Origin of the sequence: Mycolicibacterium neoaurum (genome assembly GCF_036946495.1) — a bacterium.
GTDB lineage: Bacteria > Actinomycetota > Actinomycetes > Mycobacteriales > Mycobacteriaceae > Mycobacterium > Mycobacterium neoaurum_B.
The window spans coordinates 2913138-2931725 of sequence record NZ_JAQIIX010000002.1; the positions used below are offsets into that span (position 1 = coordinate 2913138).

Here is an 18588-nt window from a genome sequence, read left to right on the forward strand (position 1 = left end):
CCGGCCATGAAGGTACGCGAGATCCTCGACGCGCAGACCGTGACCGATGAGCAGCGGCAGTATGCGCTGAACACGGCGATCAACGGCCTGCGCGATGACGACCCGCGCGCATCGGCGTCGAAACCATTGCTCGGATGGCAGAAGCCGGTGCTGCTGACGATGCTCGCCCTGGTCGTCGCGCTGGCGATCTGGCGGCCGATGCAGACCACCGTCGTGCTGATCGGGTTGTGCACGGCCGCCTATCTGGTGACGCTCGGCGACCGGGTGCTGATCTTCCGGCGCGGTCTGGCGTCCCGCCCGATCGCGGTCCCCGACGATATCGCCCGCGCGATCCCCGATACCGAGCTACCGGGCTACACCATCCTGGTGCCCGCCTACAACGAACCCGAGGTGGTCGCCGACCTGATCGGGGCGATGGACGCGCTGGAGTATCCGCGGGACAAGCTGCAGGTACTGCTGCTGTTGGAGGCAGACGATCAGGTGACCATCGACGCCGCCGAGGCGTGCGGCGAATCCGACATCATCACCATCCTTCTCGTTCCACCCGCCGACCCGCGGACCAAGCCCAAGGCGTGCAACTACGGCCTGCACTTCGCCACCGGGGACATCGTCACCATCTTCGACGCCGAGGACCTGCCGGAACCGCTGCAGTTGCGCCGGGTCGTTGCGGCGTTCCGCGATCTGCCCGAGGATGTGGCCTGCATACAGGCCAAGTTGGTCTACCACAACGGGCATCAGAATCTGCTCACCGCATGGTTCACCGCGGAGTACGGACTCTGGTTCGGTTATCTGCTCCCCGGCATGATGGTGAGCACCTCACCGATCCCGTTGGGCGGCACATCCAATCATCTGCGCCGTGACGTGCTGGTCGACATCGGGGCATGGGATCCCTTCAACGTCACCGAGGATGCCGATCTGGGATTGCGCATCGCGGCGCACGGCATGCGCACCGCCGTCATCGACTCCTACACCCTCGAGGAGGCCAACAGCGACCCGATCAACTGGGTCCGGCAGCGGTCCCGTTGGTACAAGGGCTATCTGCAGACCTGGCTGGTGCACATCCGCCGACCGGTGAAGCTGTTCCGGACGTTGGGGTTACGCGCGTTCATCCGGTTCACCTTGGTGCTGGCGGGCACGCCGGTCATCGCGGTGCTCAACCTGCTGTTCTGGTTCATCACCGCACTGTGGTTCCTCGGGCAACCGGCCGTCGTCGGCAGCGTCTTCCCGCCGTTGATCTATTTCCCGGCTCTCGTCGCCATGATCATCGGCAACTTCACCGTGATGTACATGAACATGATCGCGCTGCGCGAGGATGACCGCGCCGACCTGCTGCACGCGGCGCTGACGGTCCCGTTGTTCTGGGTGATGATGAGTATCGCCGCGGCCAAGGGCTGTTATCAGATGATCCGGCAACCGTCGTTCTGGGAGAAGACCTTCCACGGACTGGCCGAGAAGCCCGACGAGAAGACCGCACACGAAAAGGTGGTCGGCTCGTCGTGACGAACCGGCGGCTGAAGTTCGGCATCTTCGCCGTGACCGGGATCGTGTATCTCGGGGTCGGCTGGTGGCTGCAGGTCCGGCACGGTTACATCATGGGCGACACGCTGTCCCGAGTGGCATCCACACAGGCGGTGTTGTTCAGCCGCGATCCGCACTTGGCGGCCATCGGCTTCATCTTCACCCCGGTGGCGGCGATGGTGCAGATCCCGGCCATCCTGTTCAGCGGCATCTGGACCGAGCTCGCCGAACGCGCCTTCTCCGGCACGTTGATGTCGAGCGTGTTCATGGCCGGAGCGGCGGTGCAGATGTTCAGCATGGGTGCCGACCGTGGTCTGCCCCGGTGCTATTCGCTGACGATCACCGCATTGTTCGCCCTCAACCCGATGATCGTGTTCTACGGATCCAACGGGATGAGCGAGGCGCCGTTCATCTTCTTCATGACCTGGGCGGTGCGCCGGCTCATCATGTGGATGGTCGACGACGATGTCCACCACCTCGTCGCCGCGGGTGGTATCGCGATGGGGTTGGCCTACCTGACGCGCTATGACGCGCTGGCGTCGGTCGGTGCGGCCGGTGTGATCGTCGGTGCCACGACCTATCTGCGGGCCAGGACCGCGCCGCGGCTACGTCGGGCCGTGCTGGACATGCTGATCGTCAGCGGACCGGGCGTGGCGGCATTCCTCGGCTGGGCAGCGGCGGGTTGGTTGATCACCGGGGAAGCGTTCGCCCAATTCACCTCGCAGTACGGCAATGCCGCGATCCTGGAACAGTCCGGCCAGACCGCACCGAACTTCGCCGACGGTATCGGGTTCGCCGCCGCGTGCGTCATGCTGCTCGCCCCGACGCTGATTCCGCTGCTGCTGTGGGCGACGATGCAACGTTGGGGGACCCCCCGCTGGCCGATGCTGGTGGTCCCGCTCGGGATGTACGGTGCCGTGCTGGGGTTCCAGGCATTCAGTTATGCGAACGGATCGACGTTTCCGTTCCTGCGGTTCTTCATCATCGCGATCCCGATGGCGGCCACCCTGGCTCTGCTCGGTGTGCCTGACGGCGTGCTCGCCCCGGCGAAACGACGCGGTCGCTATGCTCCGATCGCTGCAGTTGCTGCTCCGACCGCCCGCCGCCGTTCTGCGGCACCCTATATCGCGGTCGCGGCGACGCTGGCCGTCGGTATCCCGGTCACGGTGTTCGGTATGAGCCAACCGGATTATGCGCCGCAGGAGTACGGTCTCGGGGCGGTGCTGAATCCGCAGCCCGACGATGTCAGCGCGCGCAAGGCCGTCGAGCAACGCATCGCGCGGACCTTCGGCACCGAGCGGCGCATCGCCGAGTATCTGGATTCCCTTGGCCTCCCCGAGAGCTCCGTCATCACCGATACCGTCTACGGGTTCGGCGTGCTGGCCGCCACCGACCGGCCCACGGTGTTCGTCATCCCGTCCGACCCGGATTTCACCGAGCTGCTCAACGACCCGGTCGCGAATGGTATCGAGTATCTGTTGGCGGTGCCACCAATCGGCCGGGGCGCCTCGGACGCGCTCAATCTGCGGTATCCCACGCTCTACGACACCGGTGCCGAGGTGGCGACACTGGAGCTGGAGATTCCCAACGACGGCGACGGGCAGCCTGATTGGCGGTTGTACCGGGTCAACGAGCCGGCCTGAGATCGATTGACCCGCGCCGCGAGCGGCGCGGGTGTACTCTCCGGTCGATGCCGATCCCCGGGAGGGCCGATGACCGCTGAATTCAAGGGCACGATCGCGCTCGACATTCGCGACTCGGAACCGGACTGGGGCCCCTACGCCGCACCCACCGCACCGGAGGATGCGCCCAACGTCCTGTATCTGGTCTGGGACGATATCGGCATTGCCACCTGGGATTGCTTCGGCGGTCTTGTCGAGATGCCGGCCATGAGCCGGATTGCGGACAAGGGTGTGCGGTTGTCTCAGTTCCACACGACCGCACTGTGTTCCCCGACGCGCGCTTCCTTGCTCACCGGCCGCAACGCGACCACGGTCGGTATGGCCACCATCGAGGAGTTCACCGACGGGTTCCCCAACTGCAACGGTCGTATTCCCCGCGATACCGCGCTGCTGTCGGAGGTGCTCGCCGAGCGCGGTTACAACACCTATGCCGTCGGGAAGTGGCACCTGACTCCGTTGGAGGAATCCAACCTTGCCGCCACCAAACGGCATTGGCCGCTGGGGCGCGGCTTCGAGCGCTTCTACGGGTTCATGGGCGGCGAGACCGATCAGTGGTATCCGGATCTCGTGTACGACAACCACCCCGTCACCCCGCCTGCCACTCCCGAACAGGGCTATCACCTGTCGAAGGATCTGGCGGACAAGACCATCGAATTCATCAGGGATTCCAAGGCCATCGCGCCGGACAAACCGTGGTTCACCTACCTGTGCCCCGGTGCCGGGCACGCTCCGCACCACGTGTTCGAGGAGTGGGCCGACAGGTACGCCGGCGCCTTCGACATGGGGTACGAGAAGTACCGAGATATCGTGCTGGCCAATCAGAAACGACTCGGTATCGTCCCGCAGGACACCGAGCTGTCGCCGATGAATCCCTATCTCGACGTCACCGGGCCAGGGGGAGAGGCGTGGCCGGCGCAGGACACTGTGCGTCCGTGGGACAGCCTCGACGACGAGGAGAAGCGGCTGTTCGCCCGGATGGCCGAGGTGTTCGCCGGCTTTCTGTCCTACACCGATGCCCAGATCGGCCGTGTGCTGGACTATCTTGAGGAATCCGGTCAGCTGGAGAACACCATCATCGTCGTCATCTCCGACAACGGCGCCAGCGGTGAGGGCGGACCGAACGGATCGGTCAACGAGGTGAAGTTCTTCAACGGGTACATCGATACCGTTGCCGAAAGCCTGCGTTTCTATGACCAGCTGGGCGGACCGCAGACCTACAACCATTACCCGATCGGTTGGGCGATGGCATTCAACACCCCCTACAAACTGTTCAAGCGCTACGCATCCCACGAAGGCGGTATCGCCGACAGCGCGATCATCTCCTGGCCCAAGGGGATTGATGCTCACGGCGCTGTTCGTGATCAGTACATCAACGTCTGCGATGTGACCCCCACCGTGTACGACCTGCTCGGCATCACCGAGCCCGCCGAGGTCGGCGGTATCGCGCAGAAGCCGCTCGACGGTGTGAGTTTCAAGTCCGCTCTTGCTGATCCCGACGCCGTGACCGACAAGCGCACCCAGTTCTACGCGATGCTGGGCACCCGGGGGATCTGGCATGAGGGCTGGTTCGCCAACACCGTGCACGCGGCATCACCGGCGGGGTGGGGACATTTCGACGACGACCGCTGGGAGTTGTTCCATATCGACTCCGATCGCAGCCAGTGCCGTGACCTGGCGGCGGAGAACCCGGAGAAGCTGGCCGAACTGCAGCAACTGTGGTTCGCCGAGGCGGCCAAGTACAACGGTCTGCCGCTGGGGGATCTGAACATCTTCGAGACATTCGGGAGATGGCGGCCGCTGCTGTCCAAGGGGCGTACGAACTTCGTCTATTACCCGGACAACGCCGAGGTCGGTCTCGGTGCGGCCCCGGAACTGCGCGGCCAGTCGTTCTCGGTCCTGGCCGAGGTCGCCGTGGACACCGCCGACGCTGAAGGAGTGCTCTTCAAGCAGGGCGCCGGTCACGGTGGGCATGTGCTGTTCGTCCAGGACGGCCTTCTGCAATACGTCTACAACTTCATGGGCGAGGACGAACAACGGGTGACCGCTCAGGCGCCGATCCCGTTGGGCAGCCATGTTTTCGGCGTCCGATACGAGCGGACCGGCACGGTCGAGGGCAGTCACACCCCGGTCGGGCAGGTGTCGCTCTATGTCGACGACGACATCGTCGGTCAGGCCGATGGGGTGCGCACCCATCCGGGCAGCTTCGGGCTTTCCGGCGGCGGGATCAAGGTCGGCAGCAATACCGGGCAGGCTGTGTCCGGCGCCTATTCGGCACCGTTCGCCTTCACCGGCGGGACGATCGCCAAGGTGGTGGTCGACATCTCCGGCACCCCCTATCTCGACGCGGAGCGGGAGCTCGCCCGCGCCTTCGCCAAGGACTAGCTGCGGCGACACTACGGTTTGTCGCGCCATCTGTACGAAGGATGGCCACAAACCGTGGTCTCGGCGGTCAGGTCGCGGGGACCTCACGGGTCGGTTCGGTGTGCCGGTCGTCGAAGTACGGAATCGCTGCGCCCGGTTCAGCCCACCAGATGCCGGTGGCCGAGGAGGGCGACGGCGCCGGTCAGGATGGCAGACAATGCGAAAGGTGCGCTGATATGCCACTTCACCAGCAGCGCCCCGGTCACGGCTCCGACGAATATCGTTGCGATGGCGGCGAATCGACGGTTCCGCAGCACACCTCCGCCGCGGGTGGTCCACGTTTCACCGGCCAAAGAAGCCAGCGTCGAGGTCACCACGACGGTCGTCATATCGGCGACTGCGACGGCGCGGGCCACCATCGCCTGCGAACCCATGACCGCAGCGGTGGCGGCGGCCATGACTATCTGCAGCACCGCTCCGCTGTGCGCGTCAGTCCCGCCGAGCACACTCAGTGCCGCAAGCGTCACCGCGCCGATGGTCAGCAGCACGGTGACCCGGTGCTGCCATCCTTTCGGCCTCGCCCGTAGGACCAAACCTGCGAGGAACGCCGCAATGGTGAAGGCCGCCAGCGCAATCGCTGGGCCCAGGACCGGCAGGTCGTCGGCGCCTGCGACGCCCATACCGAGGATCACGATGTTGCCCGTCATGTTCCCGGTGAACACCCGATCCAAGGCCAGGAAGCCGACAGCATCGACGACGCCGGTCACGTAGGTCAGCACGATGGTCGCGACCAGTGCCGCCCACTGACGATGGTCCGCAGACACCATCAGAACAGCAGGACGGCCGCGACGGTGCACAGAACCAGGCCGGACATGACGGGCACAAAACACTTTCGGGCCAGCGTCAGTACCGGCACGCGGGCGAAGCCGGCCACGGCCACCAGCGACGACCACGCGACCAATGTGCCGCCGCCGGACCAGATATTGCCCATCTGACCGATCGCTGCCAGTGTCGACGGATCGACTCCGGCCGCCCCGCCGAGCGCGCCCGCCAGTGATCCGGTGAGCGGTAGGCCGCTGAAGCCCGATCCCTCGAGGCCGGCTATGACACCTACGAACAGCACGGTGAAGGCAACCAGAAAGGCGTTGGGCGCGACATTGGCGAGCGCCGCATTGATCAGATCGAACAGTAGCGCCGGCCCCTTTGCCTCCGTAGGCATTCCGAGAATCTGCGCCGAGAAGTCACCGTTACCGATGAAAAAGAAGCCGGCGATCGGCAACACGATGCCCATTGCCTTGAAGGCAAACACCAGGCCGTCCACGATATGTGTCGACGAGCTTTCCAGGAATGTCCGCTTGTCATTGGTGACACAAGCGGCGAACAGCAGCATCGCAGCGATGCCACCGACGATTCCGGCGGCATCGCCGCCCTGCAGTGGCGGCACCAGGCTGGTGAACTTACCCAGCAGCAGATACATGATGAAAGCGAGGTAGGCCAACGGCACGACCACTGCGAAAGCTTTGGCCGACAGTGTCTTCGATGGTTCGACAGGCTGGACGGGTGCCTGGTCGAGGACAACGGTCGCGGTTGGCGCCGCCATCCCCGCAGTCCCTGCCGATGCCGTGGCAACGCCACCTGGCGCCGGGGAGGTATCGGCGACGCGGCTCGCTGCGGAGCCGCCATCCGCCGGTGCGCTCTCGCCGCCGCTCACCCCGAACTTGTCGGCCTTGTTCTCCCAGGCAACCAGCAGGTCCGGGGATGGTTGTCGCCAGGTCCGGCGCTGGGTGAGATAGGTGATCGCCAGGGCGATCAGACCGACGATCAGCGATAGCACCATCGCCTTGTCGGCGACGCTGTCGGTGTCCACGCCCGCGGCTGTGGCCGAGATCCCGGGTGCGACCTTGATGATGTAATCCGAGGACAGCGCCATGCCCTGACCGGCGATCGCGATGACCATGCCCACCGACAACGGGCTCAGCCCGGCACGGATCGCCACCGGTATCAGCACGGCACCCACCAGGGGCACCGCCGGAGTGGGCCAGAAGAACAGCGAAATCACATAGGTCACGATGGCCAGAATCACGAAACTACTTGTGCCTGCGCGCATCACCCGGCGGAACGGGGTCACCATCAGCCGGTCGGCACCCATCTCGCGCAGCGCTCCGAGCATCGCGGTCACGAAGGCGATGATCAGGAAGATGTTGAACAACTCGTGTGCCGCCACCAGGCTGGCGTTGAAGATCGACGCCAGACCTGTCACGATGCTCCCCGAAAAAACCCAGGCCGTAAGCAAAGTCGCGATCACCGACGGCACAAGGATGTTCTTGCGGAGTGCCATTGTCAGCAGGATGACGACTATTCCGGCGAGGTAGATCCAATGTGCGGCACTGAGGTGAATGTCCATCGCGGGTCTTTTCAGTCACAACTGCTCGTGGGCTGTGCAGTTTGATGGGGGAATGCTCGGCGCGTCGGGCCGCGGGGTCAACGCACACAGTGCACAACGGTGTGCACGCGCTGCTGTGCAACGTGTTCTGACCTTGTCATCTTGATGTCGCGGTGTTTCGCAGAAGTTAAAATTCGCTGTCGACGGTGAACCGGGCCTCCCCTCGGCGCGGTTGCGTCCGCGCGCGTCCTGTGCAGGGTGACCATGCGCGCGCCTGCTTCGAGGGCAGTGTGACCCTGGCGGAGGACACCCCGCCCGGGCCGGTGGTGGGACAGTAACTGCGATGACTGATACAGACAGCCGGGAATCGACGCCTCCGTCGGCCCCCGATCCCGCCGGCACGCCGCTGGCCCTGGCCGCGCTGTTGTCCGGGACGCTGGTGGGCACCGTGAGCAACAACGTTGTCAACGTGCCGATGGCGGCGATCCTGGCCGATTTCGGCGCGCCGCTCGGCAGCGGTGTGTTCGTCGTGGTCGGATTCCTGCTCACCTTCACAGCGACGATGCCGCTCGTCGGTTGGATCGGGGACCGGTTCGGTCGGCGCCGGGTGTACTGCGCCTCCATGATTGCCACCGCGATCTGCGCGGTGGGCGCGGCGACGGCGCCGTCACTGGAGCTGTTGATCCTGTGGAGATGCCTGGGCGGAGCCGCCGCATCGGCGCTCGGGCCAGCCGTCCTGGGACTGTTGACGTGGCTGTTCGCCGGTGATCGGCGCGGCAGGGCGGTTGGGCTTTGGGCGTCGGTGAACGGGATCGGGCAAGCGATCGGCCCGACGATGGGCGGGTTCATCGCCGACGGCTGGGGGTGGCGGTGGGTCTTCGTGCCGCTGGTACCGGTCGCGCTGGCCGGTCTGATCGGAACGCTGCTGCACATTCCGCGGCACCCGGGCACCCGGATGCCCTTCGACGCTCTTGGCGCGTGTGCGCTGACGCTGGGGGCAGGGTTGCTTATCCTCGGGCTCGCGCTGGTCCCGGCGCAGGGCGTCTCGCTGGTGGTGCTCGGGGCTGTGGCGACAGCTGTACTGGCCTTGGCCTTCTTCGGGTGGCACTGCCTGCGGGTACCCGATCCCTTCGTCGATGTCCGCCTGGTGGCCGAACCGCGTTTCGTGCGTAGCACGCTGGGCGCATTCGCCTTCATGTTCAGTCTCGGTGCCACGTTGCTCGCGGTGCCGCTCTATGTCGTCGATCGAGGGCGGTCGGGGTCGGTGGCCGGGTTGGTGCTGCTGGCGATCCCGGCTTCGATGGTGATCCTGGGGCCGCTGGTCGGCCGGTACTTGGACCGCCTCGGAGCCCGCCGGGTACTCCGTGCAGGCCTGTGCCTGCTGATATTCGGGCAGGCACTGCTCGCCGTCGCCGTCGGCCGCGATTGGATCGATACCCCGGCCGGACCGGCCGGTATCACCGCGATCCTGGTGGTGATCGGTATCGGCACCGCTTTCGTGCAGACGCCCGCCGCCACCGGGGCCACCCGTTCACCGGCCGGCGCGCAGGGTACCGGTCTCGGTCTGTTCAACCTGGTGCGGTTCGGCGGATCGGCGATGGGGGCCGCTTGGGTGGCGGTCGCATTGGGCCTGCACAGCACGACCGGATACGTGCTGGCGTTCGCCATGGTGTCCGGGGTGGCGGTGCTGGGCCTGCTCGGTTCGTTCCTCGGGCCGGACCCCGTTCCCCAGCGGTAGTACATCAGCGAAAGCTGGCCTCTCGGTCGACGGCGGCGTGCACCTCGGTCAACAGATCGAGCCTGATGGCCAACCAGACGGTGAACTGGTTGTCGGGTAGCCGGATGTCCATGCCGATCGTCCGGGACACCCGGTCCAGCTTGGTCAGCATGGTGTTACGGTGCACATTCAGCGCGCGGGCGGTCGCGTTGACGTTGCCCCCGTTGGCCAGATAGCCGGTCAGGAATTCGCGCAGATCCGGAGCCGCGCGGAGTGGGCCGAGGATATCGGTGACCAGTGCACGGCTCTGATCGGTCTCGGCCACCTCCGCGAGAACGGTGAAGCTGCGCAGATCCTGATAGGAGATGGCCCCGGTGAGGTGGAGCCGACGCGCGATGCCCAGCGCGATCCGCGCCTCGCGGTAGCTGCCCGAGACGGCCTGCGCGCCCGAGGCCGGTCTGCTGTAGGACACCGCAACCGCGGCGCCACGGCGATTCTCCAGTTCGCAGGCCATCGCGCCCGCGTAGTGTGCCATCTCCCGGCGTCGTTCGTCGTCATCCTGTCCGCGTAGCGACCGCACGACCACCAGCACGTCGCCGAGCACGGTGACGTAGGAACGCACCGCCGGATCGGGTGCGACATTGGCGGCGTAACGGGCCAGCCGGACCATGCTCGCGGCCGGATTGTCGACGCCGTGCGGCACCACGCCCGGCGCGACGAAAACCCCGAAGTGCGAATCGATGTCGACGTCGTGGTACTCGGCGCGGGTGCGCATATCGTGCTCGCTGGAGAAGTGGCCGTGTACCAGTGCCTGCACGAAGTCTCCACGTGCGCGTTCCTCGGCCTCGTCGATACTGTGCTGGCGCAGCATTTCCGAACCGATGATTGCGGTCGCCTGCTCGGTCACCACGATGTGGCGTGCCAGCTCGTGGGACCCCGGTTCGGAATGCGGAATGACGATGGCCACCCAGCCCTCGAACGCCTTGCCCAGCCTGATGGCGGTGGAGATGGCGGTCCAGCGGGTGCCCAGTGGATCGTCGAGTTGTTCGACGCGGGTGTCATGGTGTGCCGACAATCTGGCTGCGGCAGGCAGATCGACGGTGAGCAGCGGGACGATGGCCTCGGTCAGGCCGGCGGCGATCTCGGGAGTCAAGCCGTTGTGCGCCACGATGTGTCCACGGGCATCGAGCGCGATCGCCGGGTTGCGGGCGAGATTGGACACCTCTCGGACCAGCATCTGCAGCCCTGCCCCGCGGTGGAAGAGCCCGGCCAGCGAGGCATGCACGTGCGTGGCATAGCGCATCACGTGCACCTCCTGACTGAGCGCACGCTCGGCGAGCAGGCGGTTGAGTGCGGTGAATCCGACCGGGAAGGCCATCTCGATCACCACCAGGCCGGCGGGCAGGACGGCCGGGAAGTCAGCGGGAACCGAGTTGTCCACGACGAGCGTCGTCGCTCCCCGCGCCGCAAGTGCGGCCAGCGCGCCGGCACTGCCCAGGAGCGCTTCGGGGCGGGCGTACACGGCCACCCCGTCGAGCGCCTCGTGGCGAGAAAGCACCTCTGAAAGTGGTAGAACCCAATGTAATTCGCGGTCGAGGTGATCCTGTCCGGCAACCACCCTGGCGCCGGACATCAACGATTCGTCGAGCAGTCCTGCGACGGTCATCCGATCGCCGTGCGGGTGCGCTGGTGTCATATCCCTCATCTCGGCAGTGTGCGACGCATACACCGGGCGGCGGAGGCTCGCTCGACCACGATCACACCGCCGATGGCTCCAACCCTATGTGCAGTTTGACCCTGATGTCGCGCGAAATGCGGACATTGTGACCAGGGCGTGCGGGCGCGGTCCTCGGTAGACATTGACCAGGCGCACCGCCAGTCACCGACCGATCACAGGAGTCAGCCGCCATGCACCAGATCTACCGGATCACCCTCGACGATGCCCTGCCCCTGCTCGCCGCGGGGCGGGCCAAGGCAGAGGAGATCGGCGTCAAGCAGACCCTGTGCATCTGTGACGATGGAGGCAATGTTCTTGCCTTGCACCGGCTTCCCGGCGCCCGGCTGACAGGCGTCGATATCTCCATCGCCAAGGCGTTCACTGCGGCGGGTCACGAGCGGGCGACTCATCTGTTCAACGAGGCGCCCGACGGCCCGGCGCTTCCCGGCAACGAGGCCTTCGGCATCAGCCACATGCTGCCCGGCAAGTTCGCAGTGTTCGTCGGTGGATTCCCGTTGCTGTTCGACGGGCAGATCGTCGGCGGTGTGGGCATCAGCGGTGGCAACGGCGCGCAGGACAAGGCCGTTGGTGCCGCCGTCCTCGCCGAATTCGAGGCGCTCACCGCGGCCATCGGCAGTCGTTGAGAACCACTGTGCAGCATGACCCGTCCTGCCCGTCATCGGCGGTGATGTTGTCCATGTCGCAACCGCGACCGCCTGGCTAACGTCGCTGGTGCAGAGAGCGGACTTCGCAATGCTGCGACGTTTTGCAGCCCCATCGCATCATCAGACATCGGCATCCGTCGGCGTCTGCATCGCACATCGAAAGGACCCCCATCATGACCGAACTGTTGGGCCGCGAGGAGTTCCGCGCCGAACTGGAGAACGCCATCAAGGGCCGAGAGGCCAAGAACGCCTCGTTTTCCAAAGCGTGGGCCGAGGGGCAGCTGCAGCGCCACCACTTCGCACGCTGGGCCGAGAACCACTTCCACTACGTCGGGCCGTTCGCCGACTACCTGGCGAACATCTATGCCAACACCCCCGACGAGTACACGGGTGCAAAGGATTTCACCTTGCAGAACATGTACGAGGAGGAACTGGCCGATATCCGACACACCGACCTGCTGATCAAGTTCGGTGAGGCCTGTGGCACCACCAAGGAACGCATCGAAGATCCGAACAACATGAACGCGATCACCCGCGGTCTGCAGTCGTGGTGCTACGCGGTCTCGGCGCGCGAACACTTCGTGGTGGCAACCGCAGCGCTGGTGGTGGGTCTGGAGTCGCAGGTGCCCAGCATCTACACCAAGCAGATCGTGCCGCTGCGCGAGGTGTACAAGTTCACCGAGGACGAGATCGAATTCTTCGACCTGCACATCACCTCCGACGTGGTGCACGGCGAGCGCGGCTATCAGATCGTGCTCGACCACGCCGACACCCCGCAGTTGCAGCAGCGTTGCCTGCAGATGGTGCGCTGGGGTGCCGAGATGCGGTTCTCCTACACCAAGGGTCTCTACGACACCTATGTCGCACCGGAACTGGAGCCGGCCGCGGTCTGACCGGTTTCGGTGCGGTCCGCCCGCCGGACCGCGCCGAACCGACCGAAAGGGAGAGCACATGTGGACAGCTGTGGCCACCATGAAGGACCTCGGCAGGCGACGTAAGTTGAGGATCGAGATCGACGGCGTGGCCGTCGCGTTGTTCCAGGCCGACGGTCGGGTGTACGCCTTCGCCGATCTCTGCGTGCACCAAGATCGTTCGCTGTTCAAGGGCACCCTGCTCCATGGGAAGGTGATCTGCCCGGGCCACCAGTGGCAGTTCGACCTGGAGACCGGTTACGAGGCCGATCAGGATCTCTGCCAGCCGACCTACCCGGTGCGTATCGATGACGGCACCGTCTACATCGACATGGTGCCTGCGCAGCACGCCGAGGCGAGCACCGGTGAGGGGGCACGCGCATGACGCCACAAACGATCGTCACCGTCGGCGCCGGCCAGACGGCCGCCGTCGCCGCGCGCAATCTGCGCCGGCACGGATTCGACGGCCGGATCCTTCTCGTCGGCGACGAGCCATATGCCCCCTATCAGCGACCACCGCTTTCCAAGGAGTTCCTCGCCGGCACCGAGACCACGGATTCCCTGTGGATCCTGCCCGAGAAGTGGCGCGAGGCAAATGAAGTCGAGCTGATCACCGGCACCACGGTGACCCGGGTCGACGCCGCCACGCGACGCGTCGAACTGGCCGGTCATCGGCCGATCGCCGCCGACGCCGTGCTGTTCGCCACCGGCGGCAGCCCGCGGCGGCTCACGGTCCCGGGGCCGCGACCAGACCTCGTGCATTACCTGCGCAGCCTCGACGACGCCACCCGACTTGCGTCGCAACTGCGTCCCGGCCGCCGATTGGCCATCGTCGGTGCCGGATTCATCGGCCTCGAGCTCGCCGCCACAGCAGTCACGGCGGGTGTCGCCGTAGCGGTGCTGGAGACCGCGCCGGTGCCGCTGGCCGCCGCTCTCGGCGCCGACATGGGCATGGTGATCACCAGTTTGCACCGTGATAACGGTGTCGACGTACGTACCTCGGCATCGGTCACCGAGGTGCGCACCACCGCTGAGTCGGTGCTGGTCAGCAGTGACGGTGTTGCCGAGGAATTCGACCTGGTGGTGATCGGGATCGGCATCACGCCCAATACCGCTTCGGCGCTGGCCTCCGGCCTTGACGTCGATGACGGGATCGTCGTCGACGCCGCCGGTCGCTCGACGGTGCCGCACGTCTATGCCGCTGGCGATGTCGCGCAGCGCTTCTCGGATAGGGCCCGCCGGCACGTCCGGGTCGAGCACTTCGACAATGCCAGCCGCCAGGGGGTGGCGGTCGCCGGGACGATGCTGGGCCGGGACGCGGTCAATGATGACCCGCACTGGTTCTGGTCGGATCAGTTCGGCCACAACATCCAAAGCCTGGGCGCCATTCGGGGCACACCGGTACTGCGCGGTGACCGCGACGCACTGGACTTCACCGCCTTCTATTTCGACGGTCCCCATTTGTGCGGTGCACTCAGTATCGATCGGGGTGAGGACATCTCGGTGGCCCGCGAACTGCTCGGCCGGCCCATCGAGGCCGACGCACTCGGTGATGAAGACATCGACCTGTGGGACCTGGCCTACAGCGACGAGACCGACGACCACAACGAGGAGGTACCGGCATGATCGAGGGGCGTAATTTCATCGGCGGGTCCTGGGTGCCGGCGCGGTCCGGTGCCACCTTCACCCGGGTGAATCCGGCCGAACCGGCAGACCTCATCGGCACCTTCCCGGCATCGGGAGCCGAGGATGTCACCGCCGCCGTCGACGGGTTGGCCCACGCTGCCGCGGAATGGGCGGAGACGGCTCCCGAACGGCGGGCCGCCATCCTGGAAGCCGCTGCCGCACAGCTGGAATCCCACGGTCCTCAGTTGATCGCCGAGCTGGTGCGCGAGGAGGGTAAGACCCGCGCCGAGGCCGCCATGGAGGTCAGCCGTACGCCGTCCAATCTGCGGTTCTACGCCGCCGAGGCGACCCGCGCCTGCGGTGTCACGTTGCCGACGGCCGGTGCCGACCTGGTGTACACCCTGCGTGAACCCGTTGGCATCGTCGGGGCGATCACGCCGTGGAACTTCCCGTTGAACATCCCGTCCCGCAAGCTCGGGCCGGCGCTGGCGGTCGGGGACCCGGTGTTGTTCAAGCCTTCCGAACTGACCCCGTTGATGGGTCAGCGGCTGGTCGAGGCCCTGCTCGCCGGCGGGTTGCCTCCGGGTGTGATCGCGCTGGTGCAGGGTGACGGCGTGGCCGGGGCCGCCGTGACCGCCGATCAGCGGGTCGCGGCCATCACCTTCACCGGATCCACAGGCGTCGGCCGGGCCATCCACACCCAGGTGGGCCCCCACCGCCGGGCGCAGTTGGAGATGGGCGGCAAGAATCCGGTGATCGTTGCCGAGGATGCCGATCCGGAGCGGGCCGCGGCCCTGATCGCCAAGGGTGCGTTCGGGTTGTCCGGCCAGGCCTGCACCGGAACCAGCCGGGTGATCGTCACCAGCGCCAACCACGATGCCGTGGTCGACGCACTGATCGCGCGCGCCGGGGCGATGAAGGTGGGGCCGGGCGCAGAACCCGGTATCGACATGGGCGCTCTGGCCAGCGCCGCACAGTTCGAGAAGTTCCGGTCCTACCTGCAGGCCGGTATCGCCGAGGGCGCGACGCTGCGTTGCGGCGGTGAGGCGGTCACTCCCGGTGGGGAGCCCGGCGGGTACTTCGTCCGGCCCGCTGTCTTCACCGAGGCCAGGGCCGGGATGCGGATAGTTGACGAGGAGGTCTTCGGGCCGATGGTGGCCGTGCAGCGCGCTGTGGATCTCGATGAGGCGATCGAACTGGCCAATGCCACGGAGTTCGGGCTGTCGGCGGCGATCGTCACCGACGACCTTGCTGTCGCCCAGCGGTTCTCGCGGCGGTCCAAGACGGGTCTCGTCAAGATCAACCAGCCCACCACGGGAATGGCGATGAATGCGCCCTTCGGTGGTTACAAAGCGTCGTCGGGCGGCACCTTCAAGGAGCAGGCGGGTGCGTCGATGATGGAGTTCTACCTCAACGAGAAGACCGTGTACCTGACCTCCGGCACACCTAGGACGGGAACGTCATGACCGAACAGATCCAGCAAACTGCAACAGAATTCGTCCGGGTCGCCCGGTCGGGTCAGGTTCCCGAAGGTATCGTGCGCCGGTTCTATGCCGGCGAGCACGAGTTCGCGGTGGCCCGGCTACACGGTAAAGCCTATGCCACCTCCAACTACTGCACCCACCTCGATTGTCTGTTGTCCTCGGGCAAACTGCGTGACGACGGTATCGGGTGTTCCTGTCACGGAAGCGCTTTCGATCTGGAGACCGGCGAACCGATAAGTCCGCCGGCGACCGAGCCGATCAAGACCTTTCCGTGTCAGGAGCGCGACGGTGAGATCTTCGTCGGTGTGACGCCGGGAGAGGCGCCGGCCGGTCCCACCCGCCGAGCCCGCCGGGACGTCTGATGGCCGACGCGGCACGCCCGTCAGCCCTTTCGGGCGCCGGCATGGTCAGCTCCAGTCATCCGGCGGTGAGTTTGGCCGGGGCCAGGGTGCTCGCCGACGGCGGCAACGCCGTCGATGCGACGCTGGCGATGGCCTCGATGTCGTGGCTCACCCTGCCCGGGCAATGCGGTATCGGCGGTGACGCGTTCGCGGTGGTCCGCGAACCCGACGGCCGGGTATGGACAGTCAACGGATCGGGCTTCGGGCCGGACGGTGGAACACCGGAGTTTTATGCCGCACAGGGCCGTTCGGCGATTCCGCTGGACGGTCCGCTGGCGGTGGCGGTGCCGGGTGCCCCGGCCGCGCTCGCCACCCTGCACCGAGTCGGTGGCACGCGGGAGCTGTCGGCGCTGTGGGCGCCGGCGGCACGGATCGCCGAAGGCGGACTGCCGTGTTCGGCGCGCACCGCCGCTGATGTCGCCGTCGCGTCTATGGCCATCGTCAGGGACCCGGGGTTGGCTGCGGTCTACACCCGCGACGCGATTCCGGCGCCTGTCGGGCACCGACTGACGCAACCGGATCTGGCCTCCACCATCCGCGCGCTTGCGCTCGACCCGGACGGCTTCTATACCGGTCTTTTCGCCGAACGAGCCGTCGCCGCGCTGCAGGATGGCGGTGCACCGTTCTCCGGCGACGAGTGGGCCGCGGGTGCCGTCGCGGCCGTCGAACCCGCGCTCACCGGTCGCTATGCCGGCGCCACCGTGCACCTGACGCCACTGCCCACCCCCGGGTGGATGGTTCTGCAGCAGGCCTCGCTGTGCGATGGTGTCGTCGGATTCCAGGGGTGGCTGAGCAGCGGGGCCATCGACAGGCTGGCACGCGCCGCCAGGCTGTCCTTCGCCGATCGGCTCGAGCTGTGCGGAAGCGACAATGCGGGCGCCGCCTATGTTCTCGGCGCAGAGCGACTCATGATGCAGCGGCGCGACCTCGATGAACGAACCGAGGCGCGTGGGCCGATATCGGTGGGTTCGGGGGATACCACCTCGACGGTGGCCGTCGACGCCGACGGACGCGCGGTCAGCTTCATCCACTCGCTGGCATTCACCTTCGGTGCCAAGTTCACGGTGCCGGGCACGGGTGTGGTCCTCAACAACCGGCTGGGCCGCGGCGCCTACCTGATCCCGGGGCACCCGAACGAAGTCGCACCGCGGCGCAAACCGCTGCACACCCTGAACGCCTGGGTCGTCACCGACGACAGCGGCGGGTTGCTGCACGTCGGGAACACTCCTGGCGGCGACGGTCAGGTGCAGTGGAACATGCAATTGCTCTCCCATGTTCTCGATCACGGACTCGATGCCGCCGAAGCAGTTGCCGCACCGCGGTTCACCGTGTTCCCCGGCTCTGACGCCGACGTCCTCGGCGCGCCCGACGAGCTGCGCGTCGAGCCTTCGGTGTCGGCGTCGGTCCGTGCCGAGCTGACCGCTTTGGGTCATCGGGTGGTGCTACAGCCGGAATGGGGCGCCGGCGGGAGTGCCCAACTGATCTCGCTGGATGACCGCGGCGTCCTCAGCGGCGCTGCCGACCCCCGCCAGGAAGGCGTGGCGCTCGGTGTCGAATGACGAAGCGCCGCCACCGCAGGGCGACTATGTACCGGCGGTGCTGCACGCCGGGATCGTCTACACCGCAGGCATGACGCCGCGCCGCAAAGGCGTGCTTCAGGTGGCAGGTACGGTCGGCGCCGACCTGGACGTCGAGACCGCCTACCGGGCCGCGGGGTTGGCTGCGCGGAACGCGGTGGCCGCGGTGCGGTCGGTGCAGTCTGATAGCACCGGCGATATCCGCTGTCTGCAGATGACGGTGTACGTGGCATGCACTGCCGACTTCACGTCATTGACCGCGGTGGCCGACGGCGCGACGGCAGCACTCACCGAGGTTCTCGGCCCGGGAAACACACCGGCCCGCAGTGCGATCGGGGTGGCATCCTTACCGTCGGGAGCCCCGGTGGAAGTGCAACTCGTCGCCGCGGTGGGCTAGCGAGCCGGTCATGATCGCACAACCGTGCGCGGCGCGCAGCGATACGGAACATTGGCTTCATATCTGGACACTGTGCACGGCTGACCGGTTGTGCCGTGTGCCTTTTCGGGATTGCCGCAGGGACAGGTTCTGGTCAGAATCAGGGTCTG

Annotated in this window: 15 protein-coding genes; 12 read left to right on the plus strand and 3 right to left on the minus strand. The window is 66.4% G+C overall.

Features of this window, described 5'->3' with window-relative positions; translation table 11 throughout:
* The first annotated feature begins 6 nt into the window (after nucleotides 1-6).
* The 3 genes from PGN27_RS19430 to PGN27_RS19440 all read left to right on the plus strand — a co-directional run bounded on the left by PGN27_RS19430 (nucleotide 7) and on the right by PGN27_RS19440 (nucleotide 5582).
* Complete coding sequence (locus PGN27_RS19430) at nucleotides 7-1500, plus strand: glycosyltransferase (RefSeq protein WP_335327577.1); 1494 nt, start codon at nucleotides 7-9, stop codon at nucleotides 1498-1500.
* Entirely contained in the window at nucleotides 1497-3161 is a 1665-nt protein-coding gene (locus tag PGN27_RS19435) for an ABC transporter (RefSeq protein ID WP_335327578.1), read from the plus strand. Before PGN27_RS19430 ends, PGN27_RS19435 begins: the two co-directional genes overlap by 4 nt.
* A gap of 69 nt (nucleotides 3162-3230) precedes the next feature.
* Entirely contained in the window at nucleotides 3231-5582 is a 2352-nt protein-coding gene (locus PGN27_RS19440) for an arylsulfatase (protein WP_335327579.1), read from the plus strand.
* Between the two features lie 137 nt (nucleotides 5583-5719).
* On the opposite strand, the gene PGN27_RS19445 is transcribed toward PGN27_RS19440, so the two are convergent.
* Together PGN27_RS19445 and PGN27_RS19450 are read right to left on the minus strand one after the other, a co-directional pair.
* Nucleotides 5720-6388 (minus strand): YoaK family protein, encoded by a 669-nt coding sequence (locus PGN27_RS19445; RefSeq protein ID WP_335327580.1) that lies wholly within the window; start codon nucleotides 6386-6388, stop codon nucleotides 5720-5722.
* Nucleotides 6388-7965, minus strand: a complete 1578-nt coding sequence (locus PGN27_RS19450) for a hypothetical protein (protein WP_335327581.1) — start codon at nucleotides 7963-7965, stop codon at nucleotides 6388-6390. The genes PGN27_RS19445 and PGN27_RS19450 overlap by 1 nt, the downstream gene beginning before the upstream one ends.
* Nucleotides 7966-8287: 322 nt before the next feature.
* Between PGN27_RS19450 and PGN27_RS19455 the strand changes: the two genes are divergently transcribed.
* Nucleotides 8288-9682: an MFS transporter gene (locus PGN27_RS19455; RefSeq protein WP_335327582.1), complete on the plus strand. Its 1395-nt coding sequence runs from the start codon at nucleotides 8288-8290 to the stop codon at nucleotides 9680-9682.
* Between the two features lie 4 nt (nucleotides 9683-9686).
* Here the strand turns inward: PGN27_RS19455 and PGN27_RS19460 are convergent, their stop codons facing one another.
* On the minus strand, nucleotides 9687-11366 hold the full coding sequence (locus PGN27_RS19460) for a PucR family transcriptional regulator (RefSeq protein ID WP_418888622.1): 1680 nt from the start codon (nucleotides 11364-11366) through the stop codon (nucleotides 9687-9689).
* A 203-nt stretch (nucleotides 11367-11569) separates the two neighbouring features.
* Here PGN27_RS19460 and PGN27_RS19465 point away from each other — a divergent pair, with 203 nt between their 5' ends.
* From PGN27_RS19465 to PGN27_RS19500, 8 genes are all read left to right on the plus strand, one after another.
* Nucleotides 11570-12022: a GlcG/HbpS family heme-binding protein gene (locus tag PGN27_RS19465; RefSeq protein ID WP_335327584.1), complete on the plus strand. Its 453-nt coding sequence runs from the start codon at nucleotides 11570-11572 to the stop codon at nucleotides 12020-12022.
* Nucleotides 12023-12216: 194 nt separating this feature from the next.
* Nucleotides 12217-12936, plus strand: coding sequence for an iron-containing redox enzyme family protein (locus PGN27_RS19470; protein WP_335327585.1), 720 nt, complete (start codon nucleotides 12217-12219; stop codon nucleotides 12934-12936).
* A 58-nt stretch (nucleotides 12937-12994) separates the two neighbouring features.
* Nucleotides 12995-13339, plus strand: coding sequence for a Rieske (2Fe-2S) protein (locus PGN27_RS19475; RefSeq protein WP_335327586.1), 345 nt, complete (start codon nucleotides 12995-12997; stop codon nucleotides 13337-13339).
* On the plus strand, nucleotides 13336-14580 hold the full coding sequence (locus PGN27_RS19480) for an NAD(P)/FAD-dependent oxidoreductase (protein ID WP_335327587.1): 1245 nt from the start codon (nucleotides 13336-13338) through the stop codon (nucleotides 14578-14580). The genes PGN27_RS19475 and PGN27_RS19480 overlap by 4 nt, the downstream gene beginning before the upstream one ends.
* Nucleotides 14577-16046: an aldehyde dehydrogenase family protein gene (locus PGN27_RS19485; RefSeq protein ID WP_335327588.1), complete on the plus strand. Its 1470-nt coding sequence runs from the start codon at nucleotides 14577-14579 to the stop codon at nucleotides 16044-16046. Before PGN27_RS19480 ends, PGN27_RS19485 begins: the two co-directional genes overlap by 4 nt.
* Nucleotides 16043-16426, plus strand: a complete 384-nt coding sequence (locus tag PGN27_RS19490) for a Rieske (2Fe-2S) protein (protein WP_335327589.1) — start codon at nucleotides 16043-16045, stop codon at nucleotides 16424-16426. The genes PGN27_RS19485 and PGN27_RS19490 overlap by 4 nt, the downstream gene beginning before the upstream one ends.
* Nucleotides 16426-18024: a gamma-glutamyltransferase family protein gene (locus PGN27_RS19495; RefSeq protein WP_335327590.1), complete on the plus strand. Its 1599-nt coding sequence runs from the start codon at nucleotides 16426-16428 to the stop codon at nucleotides 18022-18024. Before PGN27_RS19490 ends, PGN27_RS19495 begins: the two co-directional genes overlap by 1 nt.
* A complete protein-coding gene (locus tag PGN27_RS19500) occupies nucleotides 18014-18439 on the plus strand; it encodes a RidA family protein (RefSeq protein ID WP_335327591.1) in 426 nt (141 codons plus the stop codon). Before PGN27_RS19495 ends, PGN27_RS19500 begins: the two co-directional genes overlap by 11 nt.
* Nucleotides 18440-18588 lie beyond the last annotated feature (149 nt).

Coding starts and splice junctions, on each gene's coding strand:
- PGN27_RS19460 (WP_418888622.1), bottom strand. CDS start 11,366: ATGAGGGATATGACACCAGCGCACCCGCACGGCGATCGGATGACCGTC.
- PGN27_RS19450 (WP_335327581.1), bottom strand. CDS start 7,965: ATGGACATTCACCTCAGTGCCGCACATTGGATCTACCTCGCCGGAATA.
- PGN27_RS19495 (WP_335327590.1), top strand. CDS start 16,426: ATGGCCGACGCGGCACGCCCGTCAGCCCTTTCGGGCGCCGGCATGGTC.
- PGN27_RS19445 (WP_335327580.1), bottom strand. CDS start 6,388: ATGGTGTCTGCGGACCATCGTCAGTGGGCGGCACTGGTCGCGACCATC.
- PGN27_RS19470 (WP_335327585.1), top strand. CDS start 12,217: ATGACCGAACTGTTGGGCCGCGAGGAGTTCCGCGCCGAACTGGAGAAC.
- PGN27_RS19455 (WP_335327582.1), top strand. CDS start 8,288: ATGACTGATACAGACAGCCGGGAATCGACGCCTCCGTCGGCCCCCGAT.
- PGN27_RS19480 (WP_335327587.1), top strand. CDS start 13,336: ATGACGCCACAAACGATCGTCACCGTCGGCGCCGGCCAGACGGCCGCC.
- PGN27_RS19475 (WP_335327586.1), top strand. CDS start 12,995: ATGTGGACAGCTGTGGCCACCATGAAGGACCTCGGCAGGCGACGTAAG.
- PGN27_RS19485 (WP_335327588.1), top strand. CDS start 14,577: ATGATCGAGGGGCGTAATTTCATCGGCGGGTCCTGGGTGCCGGCGCGG.
- PGN27_RS19440 (WP_335327579.1), top strand. CDS start 3,231: ATGACCGCTGAATTCAAGGGCACGATCGCGCTCGACATTCGCGACTCG.
- PGN27_RS19490 (WP_335327589.1), top strand. CDS start 16,043: ATGACCGAACAGATCCAGCAAACTGCAACAGAATTCGTCCGGGTCGCC.
- PGN27_RS19430 (WP_335327577.1), top strand. CDS start 7: ATGAAGGTACGCGAGATCCTCGACGCGCAGACCGTGACCGATGAGCAG.
- PGN27_RS19465 (WP_335327584.1), top strand. CDS start 11,570: ATGCACCAGATCTACCGGATCACCCTCGACGATGCCCTGCCCCTGCTC.